General features: G+C 42.0%; 14 protein-coding genes. 7 read left to right on the top strand and 7 right to left on the bottom strand.

The genetic code is table 11. The annotated features are described in order from the left end of the window. The first annotated feature begins 108 nt into the window (after positions 1 to 108). Positions 109 to 1680, top strand: coding sequence for a methyl-accepting chemotaxis protein (locus KSO91_RS05210; RefSeq protein WP_238741889.1), 1572 nt, complete (start codon positions 109 to 111; stop codon positions 1678 to 1680). Between the two features lie 111 nt (positions 1681 to 1791). On the opposite strand, the gene acuI is transcribed toward KSO91_RS05210, so the two are convergent. Both acuI and KSO91_RS05200 read right to left on the bottom strand, forming a co-directional pair. Next, on the bottom strand, positions 1792 to 2772 hold the full coding sequence (gene acuI / locus KSO91_RS05205) for an acrylyl-CoA reductase (NADPH) (protein WP_238741888.1): 981 nt from the start codon (positions 2770 to 2772) through the stop codon (positions 1792 to 1794). Between the two features lie 429 nt (positions 2773 to 3201). Continuing rightward, positions 3202 to 5715, bottom strand: coding sequence for a TIM-barrel domain-containing protein (locus KSO91_RS05200; RefSeq protein WP_238741887.1), 2514 nt, complete (start codon positions 5713 to 5715; stop codon positions 3202 to 3204). 235 nt (positions 5716 to 5950) lie between these two features. On the opposite strand from KSO91_RS05200, the gene KSO91_RS05195 reads away from it, so the two are divergent. Together KSO91_RS05195 and KSO91_RS05190 are read left to right on the top strand one after the other, a co-directional pair. Next, positions 5951 to 6460, top strand: a complete 510-nt coding sequence (locus tag KSO91_RS05195; protein ID WP_338049737.1) for a GNAT family N-acetyltransferase — start codon at positions 5951 to 5953, stop codon at positions 6458 to 6460. Positions 6461 to 6574: 114 nt separating this feature from the next. Further along, complete coding sequence (locus KSO91_RS05190) at positions 6575 to 7033, top strand: AAA family ATPase (protein ID WP_238741886.1); 459 nt, start codon at positions 6575 to 6577, stop codon at positions 7031 to 7033. A gap of 233 nt (positions 7034 to 7266) precedes the next feature. Here the strand turns inward: KSO91_RS05190 and KSO91_RS05185 are convergent, their stop codons facing one another. Then, positions 7267 to 8733, bottom strand: coding sequence for an MATE family efflux transporter (locus KSO91_RS05185; protein ID WP_238741885.1), 1467 nt, complete (start codon positions 8731 to 8733; stop codon positions 7267 to 7269). 218 nt (positions 8734 to 8951) lie between these two features. Then, the gene (locus tag KSO91_RS05180) at positions 8952 to 9590 is read right to left on the bottom strand and encodes a LysE family translocator (RefSeq protein WP_238741884.1); all 639 of its coding nucleotides are present in this window, start codon (positions 9588 to 9590) and stop codon (positions 8952 to 8954) included. A gap of 403 nt (positions 9591 to 9993) precedes the next feature. On the opposite strand from KSO91_RS05180, the gene KSO91_RS05175 reads away from it, so the two are divergent. Beyond that, entirely contained in the window at positions 9994 to 10875 is an 882-nt protein-coding gene (locus KSO91_RS05175) for a dienelactone hydrolase family protein (protein ID WP_238741916.1), read from the top strand. Positions 10876 to 11275: 400 nt separating this feature from the next. Next, complete coding sequence (locus KSO91_RS05170) at positions 11276 to 12646, top strand: MFS transporter (RefSeq protein ID WP_238741883.1); 1371 nt, start codon at positions 11276 to 11278, stop codon at positions 12644 to 12646. A gap of 163 nt (positions 12647 to 12809) precedes the next feature. Here KSO91_RS05170 and KSO91_RS05165 read toward each other — a convergent pair whose 3' ends face one another. Genes KSO91_RS05165 through KSO91_RS05155 form a run of 3 tightly spaced genes read right to left on the bottom strand, consistent with a single transcriptional unit; the run spans position 12810 to position 15660 of the window. Then, positions 12810 to 13466 (bottom strand): NAD(P)H-dependent oxidoreductase, encoded by a 657-nt coding sequence (locus KSO91_RS05165; RefSeq protein ID WP_238741882.1) that lies wholly within the window; start codon positions 13464 to 13466, stop codon positions 12810 to 12812. 54 nt (positions 13467 to 13520) lie between these two features. Next, complete coding sequence (locus tag KSO91_RS05160) at positions 13521 to 14300, bottom strand: prolyl hydroxylase family protein (RefSeq protein ID WP_238741881.1); 780 nt, start codon at positions 14298 to 14300, stop codon at positions 13521 to 13523. A gap of 25 nt (positions 14301 to 14325) precedes the next feature. Continuing rightward, positions 14326 to 15660 carry an aldehyde dehydrogenase family protein gene (locus tag KSO91_RS05155; protein WP_238741880.1) on the bottom strand — a complete coding sequence of 445 codons (1335 nt, stop codon included), beginning with the start codon at positions 15658 to 15660 and terminating at the stop codon, positions 14326 to 14328. A gap of 446 nt (positions 15661 to 16106) precedes the next feature. On the opposite strand from KSO91_RS05155, the gene zwf reads away from it, so the two are divergent. Together zwf and gnd are read left to right on the top strand one after the other, a co-directional pair. Next, positions 16107 to 17624: a glucose-6-phosphate dehydrogenase gene (gene zwf, locus KSO91_RS05150; RefSeq protein WP_238741879.1), complete on the top strand. Its 1518-nt coding sequence runs from the start codon at positions 16107 to 16109 to the stop codon at positions 17622 to 17624. Between the two features lie 137 nt (positions 17625 to 17761). After that, positions 17762 to 19210, top strand: a complete 1449-nt coding sequence (gnd, locus tag KSO91_RS05145; RefSeq protein ID WP_238741878.1) for a decarboxylating NADP(+)-dependent phosphogluconate dehydrogenase — start codon at positions 17762 to 17764, stop codon at positions 19208 to 19210. Positions 19211 to 19350 lie beyond the last annotated feature (140 nt).

The raw sequence follows: 19350 nt of genomic DNA, 5'->3' as shown, positions 1-19350 counted from the left end.
TTTTATAATGGGCTGATTTGTTGCGTGATGGTGCTTTACCTTTATCCAGACGCTTAAGTTAAGATCATATTTTGTTCAAGATCCCCCCACAAGGACGATTAATTTATTATGAATAGAACCACTAAAGTGAACGGCAATGAAAAAGAATTTGCAGCTGATGTTAATTTAATATCGACAACAGATAGTAACAGTATTATCACTTACGCTAATCCGGTTTTTTGTGACGTGGCAGATTATCAAGCGACAGAGTTATTAGGTAAAGCACATAATATTGTGCGTTCTTCTGATATGCCGAAAGCTGCATTTAAACAGATGTGGCAAAAAATACAATCGGGCCACAGTTGGATGGGGGTCGTTAAAAATGCGCGTAAAGGGGGAGGGTTTTATTGGGTTTCAGCCTTTATTACCCCAATTACCGATAGTCAGGGGAAAGTCATTGAGTACCAATCGGTACGCAGCAAACCTAAGCGAGAGTGGATTAATCGTGCTGAAAAACTGTATGCGTTATTATCCCAAGGTAAAATGCCAAGCAAGCTTAAGTTGCCCCGATTTAGTTTTAGTTGGGTACGTTACGTCGCGGTGTCTGCCACATTGGTTAGCTCGTTGGCTGTTATGAGTGGCTATTCTCCTCTTTTGTTTGGCTCGCTCTCTTTAGCGGCGATGCTAGCCATGGCCATTAATGGTGCTTTTCATCAGAAACGCTTAAAAGAGGTGAGTAGTGCTGCTCGCGAAGCTTATGATAATACCCTAATGGAACTCGTGTATACCGGCTGTTATGATGATTACTCTTTAATTGAGCTGGCATTGCATAAACGCACGGCTGAGATTCGCGCTATTGTTGGCCGAGCAACGGAAACAGTCACTGCGATTCATGGTAGCGCTGAGCTTGAATTATTGAGCATTGAACAGATGAAAAAAAACATTAGCCAGCAAGAGATGGAAACTAATTCTGTTGCCACGGCTATCACCGAAATGACCGAATCTATTCGCGATGTTGCTAATAATGCCGCTGCTACCTCACATCAAGTTGAGCAAGTTAGCGAGTTAGCCAATCAGGGCTCCAATAATGTCACTACAACCATTGATTCAGTAGCAGATTTACAAGGACAGCTAGCGAAAGCAAAAGATATTATTGATAAACTGTCGGTGAGTAGTTTAGACATAGAAAAAATTCTTGATGTGATCGGTGGTATTGCTGCGCAAACAAACTTGTTAGCACTCAATGCCGCGATTGAAGCGGCTCGAGCGGGAGAAGCGGGTCGTGGTTTTGCTGTGGTAGCAGATGAGGTAAGAACCTTGGCTTCGAAAACCCAATCCTCTACAGAAGAAATTCATCGTATGATTTCACATCTGCAACTCACGGCGAAAGAGGCCGTGACGGCAATGGACGAAGGTAGTCAATTATCCGATGTTTGCCGAGATAATGTAGTTGCAACTGGAGACGTTTTACAGCAGGTCAATGGCATGCTTGAAAATGTAAATAGCGCTAGTCATCATATTGCAGTTGCTGTTGATCAGCAAGCCTCTGTGACTGAAGAGATCAATTCCAATGTATCTGCTATCCAACAACTTGCTTTCTCTAACCTCGATCTTAGTAAAAGTGCGGTTGACAGAACGGGTAACTTAGTGACTAAATTAGGTGATCTACAACGTTTGATGGAGCAGTTTAAGAAAAGTTAAAGGATTTTAAAGCGCATAAAAATAGAGGGATATAAACACCAGTTTATATCCCTCTGGATATGATTATCGTTCAGCAAAGCAGATCTTCAAATATGCAATGGGGTGACAGGATTATAGTTTAATAACGATACGACCTGTCACTTGACCGTTGATTATTGCCTCAGCAGACTCGATTGCTTGTTCTAGTTCTACTTCGCGGCATGCCTGCTGATAAAAACTCTCTGGTAGCAGTTCAACTAAGCGCTGCCAAGCGTTAATGCGTTTTTCATAAGCACATGAAACCGAGTCCACGCCTAATAACTTAACGCCACGTAAAATGAAAGGCATCACGGTTGTCGGTAAGTCAAAACCACCGGCTAAACCGCAGGCGGCTACTGCGCCGTTATAATCCATCTGTGCTAACACTTTAGCAAGCACATTGCTGCCAACGGTATCTATCGCGCCGGCCCACAACTGTTTTTCTAAAGCGCGCGCTGGCACTTGTAACTCACTGCGCGCAATAATCCGCGAAGCACCCAATTGTGTGAGTAGTTGACCATTTTCTTCAACACGGCCGGTTACTGCTGCAACCTTATAACCCAATTGCGCTAACAAAGTAACCGCTACTGAGCCGACACCACCACTTGCCCCTGTGACTAACACCTCCCCACTTTCTGGTTTAATACCTGCGTCAATTAAGGCCTGCACACATAGCATAGCGGTTAAGCCTGCAGTGCCAATCATCATTGCTTGTTTGCTGCTAAGCGCTTGGGGTTTCGGTACTAACCAGTCAGCTTTTAAGCTGGCTTTTTCAGCCATCCCGCCCCAGTGGTTTTCGCCTACGCCCCAACCCGTTAAGATGACATTATCTCCTGCCTGATAACGTACATCTTTAGATTCAATAACTTGACCTGCTAAGTCGATCCCCGGAACCATTGGGAATTGACTAACAATGCGTCCTTTACCGGTAATAGCTAAACCATCTTTATAGTTTAATGAGGAATATTCAACAGCAATCAAAACCTCGCCTTCAGGAAGCTGTGACTCATCGATTTGACGAATTTCAGCAATAGTTTTTTTTTCTTGCTGATCAAGGATCAGTGCTTTAAACATAAGTGTCTCCGTGGGGTATGAAAATTTATTCAATAGACGGTAAGCTTAACGCTGTATTATCTATTATAAAAGAAATAGTGAAGTATAAAATCCGTAATATCGAACGTTACATATCTACGTTGGCAGTATAACCATCAAGCCATTGAATTTGAAGATCAGATCTAACCTTGGCTTGTTTAAGGCGCTGATTGTTAATGTTGAAGCTTTGAGGTGTAGAAAAAACGGTCGTTATACACACCGTATTCTCTTGCTCTGACTTATGAGGGGGGATATAAAATAATTAACACTGACACTTTATTATTAGCGGCCCAAATAGTTGTGGTTGCGAAGATGGCTAATTTACTCTGCAGCGTCTAAAAAACAGACTGATTGTCTATTCATAGATGCACTCAAGACCCCAATTGAATAGGGGGCTTGAGTGCTAATTATTTAGAACTTTAATTCTATATTAAGCTCTTTTGCAAATTCAGGCAGTTCTACACTGAGTGTTGAACCTTGCTGAATAAATGTAAGATTTCCTAAGTTTGAGATAACTGTTTTCACTTTTTGCTGTGTAGGCAATATCCACTGTAACTTGTTAATGGCTAATTTATCACCCTTAATGCGCAACAATTTAAGCTGCTTCTGCTTACTTTGCAGGTTGATTTGTTGGAAATTTCCTTGTAAGTAGGCCGTGCTAGAGCCATCGTCGTCATACCAATTAAACTGCTGTTCACCAAAGCCAAATATTTTTAAACTGTTTTCTTTATCAGATGCGTACGGAATTAATGCACCTTGTTTTGCAAATAAAGGCAGAGTGAAAAGTTTGTTGATATAGAGCTCCTGTTTTACCCATTGCCCTTTTGAAACAACACTTTTGCCCGTGCGGAAGTCATACCAAGTACCTCTAGGTAAATAGGTCTCACTGCTTTTTTGACCTTGTTTCGCAACTGAAGAACCTAATAAGAAAGGACCGACCATTTTCATCTGACCCAAGTTTTTAGCCTGATCATCATGAGGATAATAGTACTCTAAAGAGGGGAATACAGGCTGTGCATCGAGAGTGGCGCGATACGCCAAAGAGTAGTAATAAGGTAATAACTGGTAGCGAAGGTTAATATTGGCACGATTACTATCCATATCACCGATGCGGTCCGGCGCTGTTTCTTTGCAGTTACAAAGGTTTTCGGTATGCGCACGAACAGGCACTTCATATAAGCTGGCATATGCAAACCATTGCGTATACAGTTCATCCTGAGCTTGTTCTTTGCTTTGTTGCGGGTCTGAATTCTGCAGTGCTGCACGATGGAAACCACCCACATCTGAACTATAATAGTCCAAACCAGACCACATCATATGTGTCTGTTGTGGCATTTGTGATGCAAGAGATGCGAAATCACTGCCCGTATCTCCCGACCAGATAATCGCACCTAATGCCTGCATTCCCATGCCGCCTGAACGTGACATCATAAATGGGCGTTTCTCTGGGTTATTACGCTGATAGCCGTCATAGATGCCTTGCAACCACTCAGTATTAAATGAGTTGTGCACCATTACATGATCAAGTCCATCGCTGTATTTAAACTCGGTGTTGTGCATCTCAGGTTCACCAAGATCAGTCCAATGGCCAACAACTCCAGCATCAATAAGCGCTTGACGGCGATAGTCATGCCAGAAATCACGGCCCGCTTTATTGCTCCAATCGAACATACCACCATGGCCCCACCAAGCACTGTACTGAGTTGCATCGAGACTTTTACCTGCGTTATCGTGAGCAAGAAAACCGCGTTTATCGAGCTCTTTATATTCTGCTAGGCCTTTGCTGATATAAGGTTCTTCGATAACTATCATGTCGATATTTTGTTTTTTGTAGCCGGCAATTTTATCAGCAGGTTTAGGAAAGTTTTCCAGATCCCAAGTCAGGCTACCCATCTTGCTATTTTCATCTTCACTGATGCCGCCGAACCATTGTAGATCCATGACCACGCCGCTGAGTGGAAAGTTGTTTTTCTTGAGTGTCGCTATTTTATTATCAAGCTCAGCCCAGTTATCAAAACCATATTCTGAAACCCATAAACCAAAAGCTGATTTTGGTGGCAGTAGCGGGGTACCTGCCATTAACATATAATTATGACGAATTTCGGCAAGTGTTTTGCCGGTCAGCACGTGTAATTTAAAATCGCCTCCTTCAACACTAAGTCTATAAGGAGATTCACTGAAATCCCAAGTTTGTGGGTATCTATTATCCAGAATGAGTGCAAAAGGCTGCCTGCCTGCACTTGCGGGAAAATCAAAATAAGCAATAGGAAAGAGGGTGTTACCATTGAATCCACCGTTGAATCCGGTCATGACATTTTTACCATGGCGGGTGTCACCGAGGCGATTTGCTTTGGTATCACCGGGATGAATAAACTCTTGCCCTAGACCAAGGATTGAATCTGCGGCTGTCTTTAGGTACGCACTTTTTTCAGTGCCGTTTTGTGTGCCTGAGCATAATTCAAATAGCAGTTTATCTTGCGCAGATACTTGCAGACATCGGTTGTTAAATGTACTTTTGAGTTGTGTAGTTTTATTGAGTGTGGGTAATTTTAACCAGCTCCTCTGGGTAAATGAATTTTGATCTTGCTGATGTTCGCCATCACTGATGATTAAGCTTAACAGCGGATTTCTTGCTTCCACCCCGTAGCTGACTGCAGGTAACTTCGCTTTTTCAGTTAACTGCTTGGCCAGCGCATGGTGCTTACCGATGCTTTTCTCTAAAGCATCTGTGAAGGTTGCACGATCAGCAAACATGACATTACGTAGCGGTTTTAATTGGCCTTGTTCCTCTTTGGTCAATTCTTTGCGCATTCGAAATAGTGTCGCCGGATTTAGCTTATAGCCTTGTTCATCGCCTATCCACTGAATCGCAGCGGAAAGCTGGCTAGTGAATGCTAAGGTAAAAAATAATACTAAAAAACGCATAAAACAGTCCTTGTTGGATTTTAATTGATATGCGCAAAGATAATGTTTTTACTGCAAAGGTGCAAGTGGATTTACAGGTTAACGGGCAGTTTGTAAATGAATTGCTGCCTGATAATACAATTTAAAATTTGTTATTTTGTGTGTATTTATAGCTTTACTGTTCGACCCATCATAATGGCGCAGTGTCTTGCTTATTTTGATAAGATACAGCTTATGTTATCTAGGCGATCCCTTATTGGAAATTATAATTATGATCACTATCAGAAAATATACAGAACAAGACGCTAAGCCAACCTGGTTACTGTTTTTCAATACAATTCGAAATATAAACAAACAAGATTATAATTCCGCCCAATTAAAAGCCTGGGCTCCAGAATCGATGGATCTGTTCATCTGGAATAAACGAATGAGCGATATTGAACCTTTTATTGCAGAAATTGAGGGCAAAATAGTGGGCTATGCCGATTTACAGGCAGATGGCTTAATTGATCACTTTTTTTGCGATCAATTTTATCAACGTCAAGGCGTCGGAAAAGCCTTGATGATGCATATTTTTCAGACGAGCAGGGCGAAAAACATTAAATATTTTTTTGCACTAGTGAGTATTACTGCAAAACCTTTTTTTGAACACTTTGGTTTTAAAGTGAAGAAAGAAGAGTCTGTTGAATTGGGGGAGCAAACATTAATCTGTTTCCAGATGGAAAAACGTGTCGATACAGAAGTTCGCCGTATGGAAATGTTGTAAAGATGTAAAACATGGCACAGCTTTAATGAACTTTTCAGCGAAGAAACTGCTACACTGCGGTCATAAACAAAGTTTATCTACAGCAAGAATAAAATCTACCGATATGGAAAAACAATGCTAATTATAGAATACCTTAGTAAAAGTTATCAGCACTTTTTACACGATCTGCCGCAGTTTGCTAGCCGAAAATCACGCTTTGTTGTCACATTAAATGGTGCAACTGAGAGCGAACTTTCTACTGCAAGCAAAGATATAGCTCGTGTTACAGAGAATAACGTGCAGTTATCTACGGCGATAACGGAACAACTCTCAGAATTTGATATAACCGCTTTATTCAGTGCGGCACGCAGCAGTAGAGATATTTTATTGTTCGACAAAGCGGATCTGTTATTTGAGAAAAAAACCGCATTGAAGCGTGCCCATGAGCGCAACACTGGTTTTGATTTAAATAACTTGTTTAAAAATATTGCCAAGCATAATGGCATCGTTATTTTAGCCCCCGAAAAAATGCACACACTCAGTGCATCAATGTCCACTAAAGTCGATGTTTTAATTCGTTTTCCAACTGTATAAGTCACGCTTTTTGAGAATAATCAAACCAGTTTTTTCATCAAGAAAATGCTGGTTTTGTCTATATTAGCTTCAATTTGCTACAGTGATATGAATTTGTCTTCATAATCATTAGGTTAGAAAGTAACATCATACAGTATTAATAATTTTATGTCGTTCAGGCCATTTGAGTTAACGCAGCATTACACGCAAATTGCTGCGCTGTATCGAATGGCTTATCCCCAACTGAGGTTATCTTACTTTTCTTTTGCTGAAAAGGCAGGGTTAGCCATGGATTCTTCACTATCTGCACACATATATGCACGACTCGAGCAAAAGGGGGTCAAAGGTAAAGCAGAACTTAGTGATGATTCACCCTCTTCCTGTGCCGGCATTTGTTCATATTGACCTAAACGATGTAAAATACGTTGTGCCCAAAACCAAGCGAGTAGTCCAAATATAACGGCCCCCAATGCCTGCCCAGCAACCACACCTATTGCGCCATACCACTGCCCGCCAAAGTAAACCAAGGGCATAGTGCCAATAGTCGCTTTGCCAATGTTCATTACTGTTGACGTGGATGGATAACCTAAATTATTAAATGTCGCGTTGGCGATAAATAAAACGCCATTAAAAATAAAGCTAATGCATAACCAAGTACAATAAAAACGGATCAACTCAGCGGTATCACCCTGCGCACTAAAAATATGCACCACCTGTTCTTGCAGTAGAAAAATCAATAATGCTAGTAACGCGACATAACAGGCCGTAAATTGTGTTGCTCGCTTAACACTCAATATTACCCTGTCATATAATTTAGCACCAAAGTTTTGCCCTATAATTGGGCCGACAGCACCGGACATGGCAAAAATCATTCCAAAGGCAACCGGTAGTAATCGTCCGACAACCGCCCATCCAGCCACGTAACCATCACCAAATGATGCAATCATCATTGTTACATAAGCATTACCTATGGGGGTTGCCACATTAGTCGTCATAGCCGGAATAGCGACTTTAAAAATTTCACTTTGATCAGCTAGCCACTGCTTATAATGAAAGTGGCCCATTAATTGGTGTTTAGTGACTACGCCATGAAGTGCCACCCAAGCAACTGCGCAACGTGCCAAGACAGAGGCAGCTGCGGCACCGTGTAAACCTAAACCGAAAGTGAAAATAAACAGAGGATCTAAAATTGCATTCACACCACCACCCGCCAAGGTTGATAGCATTGAACGTTTAGCATCACCCACTGAGCGTAAAGCTGCTCCTGCGCTCATAGCAATGCCTAAAATAGGTAGCGAAGGAAGTAGGATGCGCAGGTATTCTACGGCGAGATCATGCGTTATACCTTTCGCTCCAATCAAGCTAACCAGTTCGGGACTAAAATACCAAGCGATGGCGGCCACCACCGCGCTAATCATCGCCCCAGTCACCAATACATTAATAACTAATCTGCGTGCTTTTTCACGATTTTGTTCACCAATGGCTTTAGACACTAAAGCGGTCATCGAAATAGATAAACCAATCGAGATAGAAGTGGTAAAAAAAGCGATAGTACCGGCATAACCAACGGCTGCTGCTAATTCTGTTTCACCTAATAGGCTAATAAAAAATAGATCGGCTAGATCGACAATAAATAGCGCGGTTAAACCAATTGCATTAGTCGATGACATGATCACGATATGACGGAAAATATTACCGCTAATAAACTTGCCTTGGGGCATATAAAAATCCGTTATTGAGAAAAACAGAAAAACAGAAAAACGTCAATGTAACAGTTGGATCACTGCGAGTCATCAATATCTGCCGATAATGGCAGCGTAAATTAAGTTGTTTGCACTGAGTAAGTTCAATCAACCAGCTGATCAGGAATATTTCATCTCATCGATACACAAAGTAGACAGTAGGACGATCCTGCTGATTTAGTCTATGACTAATGTTCCTAAAGTTTGTTATCTGACAGTAATAATTTTGCACCTAATAATATAAGCACCATCCCCGTTATACCTTCCATCCAATTTGTCAGCGCACTGCTTTTAAATAAATTTTTGGCTGAATTAATGGCAAAAGCTAAGCTACATTGCCACATCATGGCGATTAGAAAATGCACACTTGCCATGGTAAATGACTGTAAAACGGGGGAATAATTAAGGTCGATGAATTGTGGCAGAAAAGCTAAATAAAAAATCGCTGTTTTGGGGTTGAGTACGTTGGATAGAAAACCTTCGCGTAGTGAACGGCGAGCGCTGAAGCTTTTTTTATTATCCTCGTTTACGACTATTTTATGGGCCCCTTTGTGGATGGAACGAAGACTTGTGAAACCCAACCACATTAAATAGGCTGCGCCAATCCACTTTACCACTTGGAAAAGATCTGCTGATTGCAACAAAATAGCAGAAATACCTAGTGCCGAAAACATGGCGTGCACAAACAAGCCTGAGCAGATGCCTAAACTGGTCACGCATCCATCAATGTATCCTGAACGGCTACTATTGCGGATAACCAAAGCGGTATCAAGACCCGGTGTTAATGTTAAAATGGTAATCGCAATCAAAAAAGTTTCGAAATTTAATATGTGCATCACGTTAACTCTTTATAAATAAATACCTTTATACCGATGATACTTCAAGATGTAAAATCAGCAAGGCAAATCATATGGGCTATTAAGGTGCAAGTCCTTAATTTAATATGGCCACTACCTTACAACCAAGTCACCTCAAGATGCAGATTTTCACTCGATTGCATATTACTGAAGTAAAAAGTGGAGTGCTTGTCAAAGTTGGCTAATACTGTGATGAAGAAAAAGCATAATAGCGGCATGGCTAGATCTAATATCGTTAGTTTAAAACCATGCTCTATTTGTGGAAGAGCGACATTAGTTGCGCTGCTGCTATTGCGGATTGATATATCTGCCTCAACCAAAGAGTGAATTAATTATGTCTGAATCTGAATCGAATAAAGCGATTGATCAATACAATACACCTATGAATACACAGGAAGTGCCACAAGAAGCCTTTGATTGGTATGATGAGTATGCCCATGGATTAATGGATCGCCGTACTTTTTTAGCAAAGTTGTCCGGACTAGTGGCTTTGGGTTTTAGTATGAATATGTTATCGGCATCCTTGTTCCCTAATTATGCATTAGCTGAGCAAGTTTCCTTTAATGATGACGAAATCGTTGCAGAATATACTGTTTTTCCCGCCCCTAAAGGCCATGGTGAAGGGCGGGGATATTTAGTAAAACCGCGTAAACTAAAAGGTAAAGCACCAGTTGTATTAGTTATTCATGAAAATAGAGGCTTAAATCCCTATATAGAAGATGTAGCACGCAGACTGGCCAAAGTTGGGTTTATCGCTTTCGCACCCGATGCACTTTATCCTTTAGGTGGTTACCCCGGTAATGATGATGAGGGGCGGACGATGCAAAAGTCACTTGATAAAGCGAAAATAGAACAAGACTTTATTGCTGCTTCTGTGTTCTTAAAAGCGCATCCGTTAAGCACGGGAAAACTTGGGGCCGTGGGGTTTTGTTTCGGTGGGTATATCGTTAATATGCTAGCAGCGACTATTCCTGATGCTTTACAAGCGGGCGTGCCATTCTACGGAACACCTGCCGCGCCAGCGTTACGAAAAAATATTAAAGGCCCATTATTACTGCATTTTGCTGAATTCGATGAGCGCGTAAATGCGACTTGGCCCGACTATGAAGCGTTATTGGTTGCACAAAAAATTGATTATAGCGCGTATATTTATCCTAAGGTAAATCATGGTTTCCATAATGATTCCACGGGACGTTATGATGCAACAAATGCAGATCTAGCTTGGCAACGAAGTATCGATTTTTTTAAGGAAAAACTCAGTTAATATTGTGTTGCTAAAAAAATCCCGGTAGCAAAATATTATTGATGAATTACTTAAGCAGTACTGGACACCTTAAAATATGTCCAATACTGACATCAACTAATTGGCTGGTGGATCTGCCGAGTAGCCACTGCTTACAAATAGGTAATTCACACCTATTGGCATACTTCAATTTTTTATTTTGAAGTATGCCAGTTTAAGACTTTTGTATAATGCTCGGTTTTCATTACCGATAGAACCAGCGGTTGTTATCACCTTCGTGAAGGGATGCTTAGCGCCTGTTTAACTCCTTGTTAGCAAGTTTTTTGTTTTAAAGCTTATTTTACACCGCCATAAGCGAGAGAGAAGAAAGGGGTTAAAAGCTTTGAACGCATGTTTCAAACAATCACAGCAAGGAAATAAAATGCCTTCTTCACCTTTTGCTATCAACAACATACGCCTGTTTATCGCGTTTCGTATTTTTTTCAATGCACGCTTTTATTACCCTGTTTTCACCATTCTTTTTCTCGATTACGGCCTCACTATAGAGCAGTTTGCGCTTTTAAATAGCGTCTGGGCATTCACTATTGTTTGCGCAGAAGTGCCTTCCGGTGCTTTGGCCGATCTGTTTGGGAGAAAACACCTGATTGTCTCTACCTCCTTGCTTATGATGGCGGAGATTTCTCTTTTAGCTTTTGTTCCTTTAGGTAACGGACAAATTATTTTCTGGGCATTTCTTTTCAATCGCATCCTTAGTGGCCTTGCGGAAGCAATGGCTAGCGGAGCTGATGAAGCGCTTGCCTACGACTCACTGGTTGCGCAAGGGGATCCTGCAGACTGGCCAAAAGTTCTCAGTTTGTTGATGCGCTTACAGTCTGTTGCCTCAATCTTCTGTATGACTGTCGGTGCGCTTATTTACGATCCGAGTTTACTTAACCATTTACTCGGATGGCTCGGATTTTCACAAACAGTAGACCAACAAATAACCATGCGCTTTCCAATTTATTTAACGCTTATTTTAGCCGTTTTGGCAATCATGAGTGCACTTAGAATGAGCGAACAGAAAACAGAAAATCAGGCCATTCATGTTGTCAATACGCTGGCCGCCCTGAAGATGACATGGAATGCGGGAAAGTGGATTACCCAGACACCCTTTGCCCTTGCCATTATACTCTTTGGCATGTGTTACGATCATATACTGAGAATGATTGTTACGATGACTAGCCAGTACTTTCGCCTGATAGATCTCCCGGAAGCCAGCTTTGGTCTTATCGGCTCAGCTTTTGCGCTGCTTGGACTGTTTGTGCCTAAAATTGCTGAACGTATGGCTTTTAGAAATTCCCCAACAACGAATATGTTGTGGTTGTCTGCGATAACACTTGTGGCGCTGTTCGGTATTAGCGGTTTTTTCCCCTACTGGGGACTACTGCCTATGGGGCTGGTTTTTATCGCTATGATGTTTGTCTCATTTTTCACAAGTCACTATCTTAATCGAATTACTGCGTCTTACCAACGGGCGACGGTACTTAGTTTTAAAGGCATGGCTTTTAATCTTGCCTATGGCTTAATTGGTTTTTCCTTTGCTTTATTGCTTGCTTCTCAGCGAGGCATCGTGATAGCGGAACACGGTGATCTATCTCTCTCGGCAATAGAAGATCTTACCTTCCAAAATGCCATCGGCTGGTTCCCTTGGTACACCATCGTGATCCTTACTGTGACTATTATTTACTGCTTATACCGACTAAAAGGCCTCCATGCGCATAAAACCAAAGAAAGCCATGCTCGAAAATATTAATGACGATGAGCATGGCGGTTCTACATTGGGACTTTATGACGACGTAAATGAGTGCAATTTGGCTTTCTCAGCAGGGTATTATCTATCGCCAAATAATACTTATCAGCTAATAAGCGCCTCTGTTGTCGATAATTGAAGTATCTGCCTTCAATAAGCTATTTATTTAAAGTACTGTGATCACTTCATCTAACGCTCTGCGAGATTTCGGAAGTAGAGCATTGTAATCTTCGCTTGGATGATGATAGCCAATAGCTAATGCAACATGACAGTCATAACCCGCTAATTCATCAGCAAAAATTTCATTTAACAACTCAGGATCAACGCCTTCCATCGTTGTTGAGTCTATTTTTAAACGAGCCAGGGTATGCAGCGCATTGCCAAGTGCAAGATACGTTTGTGATTTAGTCCACGCTCTATGCTGTCCCTTGTCATCTGTGTTTGCTTGTACAAAACCGTAGGCTACAAAGGCAGCTTCTTTCTGATCGATAGTCATACGTTTGTCTTCTATGCCTTGATCAATAACAGCGCCAAAATCACTGCGAGCATATTCAATTTTATGTGCAAATAAAATGACATGAGAACAGGACTTAATATGATGCTGGTTAAATTGATGCTTGTTTGCGAAGGAATCATGCATACGCTGTTTTGCTTGATCTGATTCAATAACCACAAATTTCCATGGCTGAGAGTTAATCGAGGACGGTGATAAACGTAGAGCTTCAAGTAAAATCGCAAGATCTTGTTGAGATACTTTTTTACTGGCGTCGTATTTCTTGGCAGTGTAGCGTTGCTCTAAATCTTCAATAATCGGGTTTTTCATTATAATGTTACCTTTGTTAACGTAAGTTGGGATAGAAGCTGTGTATGTATATTACTACAACTCGAATAAGACATCTGTGCGAATAATATATTTTACTCCTTTGTAAATAGGCTCGGAGCTATGGATACAATGCAAGGGGTGCAAACCATGAGGAAAACAAAGAATACTGCCAGCTGTAGTGCGAATGTCTATCTCTTTAACGTCATCACCACGACGAGCTGGTTGGTCTGAATTAGTCGCATTCACTAAGAATCGTGTTGCCCCTCCTGTAAAGTCTTCGGTAAGAAGTATTAAAAAAGTCATTTGACTAAAACGATCGCCAAAGGCATCTGCAACTAACTCATTATTAATAACACGACTACCCGGCCAAGAACCATCTGAATGTGGTTTGAAATAATCGCCTTTGCGGTAACGATAAAAACGAAAACGTGCGTTCAAACCCAAAGCTAATTTTCCATTAAAGATATCCTGATCATCGCTCATTAAGTGTTTAATACGATCCCATATAATACCATCCGTTTGCTCATCAACAACCCAAGTAAGACTATCATTGTGGCGAATATCTCGTGGTAGAGAAACCGCTGCATCAGCTAAATACCCCATTGACTCGCTAACTTCGATCAGTCGCTCACATTCTTCAATGGAGAGGACATTCAGTAATTGAAAAGCGCCAGGTAGTTGCGTGAGTATTTTTTTAGTAATGACTCGCTCCGGCGTTGTGGATAGTTTAGCTATGTTGGCTTTATTGCTTGCCCAAGTTGGTAATGCTGGGTGTTCAGCCCCCGGCTCATAAGCTGCTACAAAGTAATCTTTGTTATTGAATGATTTATTCATCGTGTTTGGCCTTATTTAAAGAGAGTTATTTACTGATTACGCGCACTTGTGCAAATTGGCGGTGCCCAGCTGCGGAGCCATGAAAACCAAATCCACTTTGTTTCGCGCCTACCCAAGGAGCATTGCCGCCACCAACTCCCTGATTGACTGCGACCATACCTGCTTCAAGTTGTTCTGCGACAGCATTAGCTCCCTGACCACCGAAGACGACAGCACCTAGTCCATAAGGGCTATCATTCGCTCTAGAGATTGCCTCGTCAATTGACTGGAAATGACTGATAGCGACAACGGGACCAAAGGTTTCATGTTGTTCTAAAAGCATATCGGGGGTAATACCGGTAATGACCGTTGGTTGTATAAAGGGTAATGGATAATGATCGAGGCCTAGTAATAGTTGCGCACCTTTTGCTGTTGCATCTTGCAATTGCGTCAATATTTTTTGATGCTGTTTTTGGTTAACTATCGGACCAATGTTAACTTCAGTTTGATCCCATGGGCCAACTTTATAGCGACGCGCCAAGGCAACGACTTTTCGTTCAAATTCATCGCCAATACGCGCATCAACATAAATGCGTTCGGTAGCGGTACACATCTGCCCCGCATTTTCAAACGAGCTGGCAACTGCAAATTGTACTGCTGCATCAATATTGGCGTTGGCCATGACAATCATTGGATCATTGCCACCCAGTTCCATAACTAGTCGTTTTAAACCTGACGCAGCATTTGCCATAATGTCTTTACCTGCTGCCAGCGAGCCTGTAAATGCAACCATATGAATATCACTCACAACCAGAGCTTGCCCTGTTTTTTTATCGCCTTGAGCAAGTTGTAATACATTCTTTGGTAAAATTTCGTTTAACCTATTTACAAAAAGTTCAGCAACCAGCGGTGTTTCTTCAGAAGGCTTTAAAATAACGCTATTGCCCGCAATTAATGCCGGCATGATTAAATTATTTGCCATTGCTAAAGGGTAATTCCAAGGAGAAATAACAGCGACGACACCAAGTGGCCTATATTGTAATTGAGTACTTCTATCGATATTTTCACTGCTCAATGCCTGCGCTATTTCCTGCGCAAAATAAGCGCCATTTTGGATAGTGCCTCCCGCTTCATAAGTTGCACGTTGGTAGTCTTTACCCATTTCTTGGCTAATCAGTTTAGCCAATTGATCTTGTATCGGCGCTAAGTGCTGATAGGCATTGGCTACAATTTTTTGACGTTGGGCTAATGATAACGTTGCCCAACTTTTATGTGCATGTTGTGAGGAACTAACTAATGCCGGAATTTGCTCAGTCGTTGTAATTGTAACCGTACCGATCTCTTCATGGGTGCTTGGGTCATAAGATGTTAACGTCGACATGTGGGGGCTTCCTCGCGGTAATTTTTATTTAAAGTGCTGTCTATCTGGAGTATTCTGATACACTGGAAAATAAAAGCAACTAGTATACTTTTAGTAACCTGTATGTGAAAGCAAATATATCATTAAAAACAATAACTAATGTGCAAAAATAAATTATAACCGTTGCACTTAACCTGGCTCTGTTGAATGTGGCATCCATTTTTTGAGGGGGAGATGGAAAGCTTCTATTCTCAGCCACCTGATAAAAGGGGGGCAATCAATCACCATGATCGGTGCGGTGCAATAGCATTTTATCGGGTGTAGTATTATTATCTTCGTTGCATTAATACTTTACTGGGCGTAGGATTTCATCAGTGTTACGCGTAACCTTCGTGTGTAGCTAGTGATAGCTAGTGATAGCTAGTGATAGCTACGCATGTCTATTGTCTAAATTGTATGAGGCGTTTATGGAAGAGCTAGAGAATGTAGTAACACTCGAAAACAGCACCATCGTCATCTTTGGTGCTTCTGGAGATCTAACCCACCGAAAACTTATCCCTGCGCTTTACCACCTTTATGAAAATGGCATGTTACCTAAGGATTTTGCCATTTTAGGTGTCAGCCGCACCGAGTTTAGTGATCAGACCTTTCGAGAAAAAATGCAAGCGTCCTTAGTAAAAAATGAAAAACACCAGTGTGATGCGTTAAAAAGCTTTTCTGAGCATCTCTATTTCGAGTCGCTTAATACCTCTGACGTAAGCGTATATGCTAGCCTTAAAGCGCGTTTATCTGAGTTGAACAAAAAACACCAAACGGGTGGAAACACGGTTTATTACTTGTCTACACCACCTAGTTTGTATGGCGTTATTCCTGAATGTCTTGCAGCTCATGGACTTAATGATGAGAGTGATGGCTGGAAAAATCTTATCATTGAAAAGCCATTTGGATATGATCTTGATTCGGCGAAGTCGTTAGACAAACAAATACACGCCTCTTTTCAAGAACATCAAATCTATCGAATCGACCACTACCTTGGCAAAGAAACAGTTCAAAACTTATTGGTTTTACGCTTCTCTAACGCTATGTTCGAACCTTTATGGAATCACAACTATATCGACCATGTTGAAATAACCTCTGCAGAGTTTCTCGGTGTAGAAGAGCGAGGCGGTTACTATGATGACGCGGGTGCTGTAAGAGATATGTTCCAGAACCATTTATTACAGGTATTGGCAATGGTGGGTATGGAGCCACCCTCGGTTATCAACGCCGACTCAATGCGCGACGAAGTTGTCAAGGTTATGCAGTGCTTCAGACCGCTTAGTGAGGACTGCCTGAAAAATAATCTGGTGCTGGGACAGTACACGGCATCAATGGTCCGCGGCCAATCCCTACCTGGGTATAGAGAAGAAGCGGGGGTGGCGGATGATTCGCGTACCGAAACTTATGTCGGGCTGAAGATGTTCATCGATAATTGGCGATGGGCTGGTGTGCCTTTCTACGTACGTACCGGAAAACGTTTACCTACCCGTGTCACGGAGGTGGTTATCCACTTTAAGACTACGCCTCATCCAGTTTTTGGGATTAATGCACCGGAAAACAAATTGATTATTCGCATTCAGCCTGACGAGGGCATTCTGCTCAGTTTTGGTCTTAAAAAACCAGGTTCAGGTTTCGAGGCAAAAGAGGTTTCGATGGATTTCCATTACCAAGACCTTGAAGAAAGCAATATGCTAACCGCCTACGAGCGATTAATTCACGACAGTATGAAAAGTGATGCAACCCTGTTTGCCAGAACCGATGCAGTCGAGGCCTGCTGGAAGTTTGTGCAACCCATGTTGGACTATAAGGAAAATCCCGAGCATCTGTTTGGCTATGCCGCAGGCACATGGGGGCCAAAAGAAGCTGATAGTATTTTGGTCAACGATGGACGCAAATGGCGATTCCCTTGTAAGAACCTTACCGACACGGATTATTGCGAACTTTAATGATCAATCACTTTGTATTGGCAAGAGCGCAAAATTTTAGTAATGACAATGAAGGATTTGAGTGAAGTCGATTGCCGCTCAAATCGAGTGCTACCTTGATCTACCGGCAGCGAAATATATAACCAAAGGAGAATAGAATGAAAGGTGATATCGGCGTTATTGGCTTAGCAGTTATGGGGCAAAATCTAATCTTGAATATGAACGATCACGGATTCAATGTGGTTGCTTTTAATCGTACCGTGTCAAAAGTGGACGATTTCCTAGAAGGGGTTGCGAAGGGAACCAATATTATTGGCGCTAGCTCCCTTGCTGATTTGGTATCTAAACTAAAAATGCCTCGTAAAGTTATGTTGATGGTACGTGCAGGTGATGTTGTTGACGCATTTATCGAACAATTGCTCCCGTTGTTGGACAAGGGCGATATCATCATTGATGGTGGTAACTCGAATTATCCTGATACAAACCGTCGTGTCGCCTCTCTACAAGAGAAAGGGATTTATTATGTGGGTACAGGTGTTTCTGGCGGTGAAGAGGGCGCTCGTTTTGGTCCCTCTATCATGCCCGGTGGTGCACCACAAGCTTGGCCTCATGTTAAGCCTATATTCCAAGCTATTTCTGCCAAAACTGAGTCAGGCGAGGCATGCTGTGATTGGGTAGGCAAAGACGGTTCCGGGCACTTTGTTAAAATGGTTCATAATGGTATCGAATACGGTGATATGCAACTAATAAGTGAGGCTTATCATTTCATGAAAGAAGGGCTTGGATTATCACACGACGAAATGCAGGCCACCTTTGAAGAGTGGAAATCTACCCAACTAGATAGCTATTTGATTGATATTACAACTGATATCCTCGGTTATAAGGATGACGATGGCGAGCCTTTGGTGGAGAAAATTCTCGACACAGCAGGACAAAAAGGCACGGGTAAGTGGACTGGTATTAACGCACTGGATCTCGGTATTCCTTTGACGCTTATTACTGAGTCTGTATTTGCGCGGTGCCTCTCATCTTTGAAAGAGCAGCGAGTCGCAGCTGAAAAATTGTTTGAGAAAACCATTGCGCCTGTACAGGGAGAAAAAAAAGAGTGGCTTGAAGCGTTGAAATACGCGTTACTTGCATCAAAGATAATCTCTTATGCACAAGGCTTTATGCTTATCCGAGAAGCCTCCGAAGACAATGACTGGGCACTAAACTATGGCAGCGTAGCCTTGATGTGGCGTGGTGGTTGTATTATCCGCAGTGCTTTTCTTAGCAATATTCGCGATGCCTACGCAAATAATCCAGAGATTAAGTTCTTGGGTTCAGATCCCTACTTCAAAGATATCCTCGTAGAGAGCATGCCTGCGTGGCGTAAAATCGTTGCCAAGGCTATCGAAATAGGTCTGCCAATGCCAACCATGACTTCGGCGTTAACATTCCTTGATGGTTATACAACTGCTAGATTGCCTGCGAATATGATTCAGGCTCAGCGTGATTATTTCGGCGCCCACACTTATCAGCGTATTGACCAACCTCAAGGCGATTTCTTCCATACCAACTGGACTGGAACAGGCGGTGATACGGCGTCAACGACTTATGATGCTTAATAATTCGATGTGGTTCCAAGAGAGCTAAGTGGCTCTCTTTTTAGATCTGTACCCAAACCATCAGTAAATAGGCCGTAAGGAAAAAAATGCGGCTAATATGGATCGCCCAGATAGGTCAAATAATCAAGCTGAAAATGCAG

The sequence above is a fragment of the Psychromonas antarctica genome (genome assembly GCF_022267535.1).
In the GTDB taxonomy this organism is placed as follows: Bacteria; Pseudomonadota; Gammaproteobacteria; order Enterobacterales; family Psychromonadaceae; genus Psychromonas; species Psychromonas antarctica.
The sequence above is the reverse complement of the archived record's forward strand: the minus strand, read 5'-3'. Positions and strand labels throughout refer to the sequence as shown.

Excerpts from the sequence above, each read along its gene's own strand:
- KSO91_RS05210 (WP_238741889.1), top strand. The coding sequence starts at position 109 with ATGAATAGAACCACTAAAGTGAACGGCAATGAAAAAGAATTTGCAGCT.
- acuI (WP_238741888.1), bottom strand. The coding sequence starts at position 2,772 with ATGTTTAAAGCACTGATCCTTGATCAGCAAGAAAAAAAAACTATTGCT.
- KSO91_RS05200 (WP_238741887.1), bottom strand. The coding sequence starts at position 5,715 with ATGCGTTTTTTAGTATTATTTTTTACCTTAGCATTCACTAGCCAGCTT.
- KSO91_RS05190 (WP_238741886.1), top strand. The coding sequence starts at position 6,575 with ATGCTAATTATAGAATACCTTAGTAAAAGTTATCAGCACTTTTTACAC.
- KSO91_RS05185 (WP_238741885.1), bottom strand. The coding sequence starts at position 8,733 with ATGCCCCAAGGCAAGTTTATTAGCGGTAATATTTTCCGTCATATCGTG.
- KSO91_RS05180 (WP_238741884.1), bottom strand. The coding sequence starts at position 9,590 with ATGCACATATTAAATTTCGAAACTTTTTTGATTGCGATTACCATTTTA.
- KSO91_RS05175 (WP_238741916.1), top strand. The coding sequence starts at position 9,994 with ATGAATACACAGGAAGTGCCACAAGAAGCCTTTGATTGGTATGATGAG.
- KSO91_RS05170 (WP_238741883.1), top strand. The coding sequence starts at position 11,276 with ATGCCTTCTTCACCTTTTGCTATCAACAACATACGCCTGTTTATCGCG.
- KSO91_RS05165 (WP_238741882.1), bottom strand. The coding sequence starts at position 13,466 with ATGAAAAACCCGATTATTGAAGATTTAGAGCAACGCTACACTGCCAAG.
- KSO91_RS05160 (WP_238741881.1), bottom strand. The coding sequence starts at position 14,300 with ATGAATAAATCATTCAATAACAAAGATTACTTTGTAGCAGCTTATGAG.
- KSO91_RS05155 (WP_238741880.1), bottom strand. The coding sequence starts at position 15,660 with ATGTCGACGTTAACATCTTATGACCCAAGCACCCATGAAGAGATCGGT.
- zwf (WP_238741879.1), top strand. The coding sequence starts at position 16,107 with ATGGAAGAGCTAGAGAATGTAGTAACACTCGAAAACAGCACCATCGTC.
- gnd (WP_238741878.1), top strand. The coding sequence starts at position 17,762 with ATGAAAGGTGATATCGGCGTTATTGGCTTAGCAGTTATGGGGCAAAAT.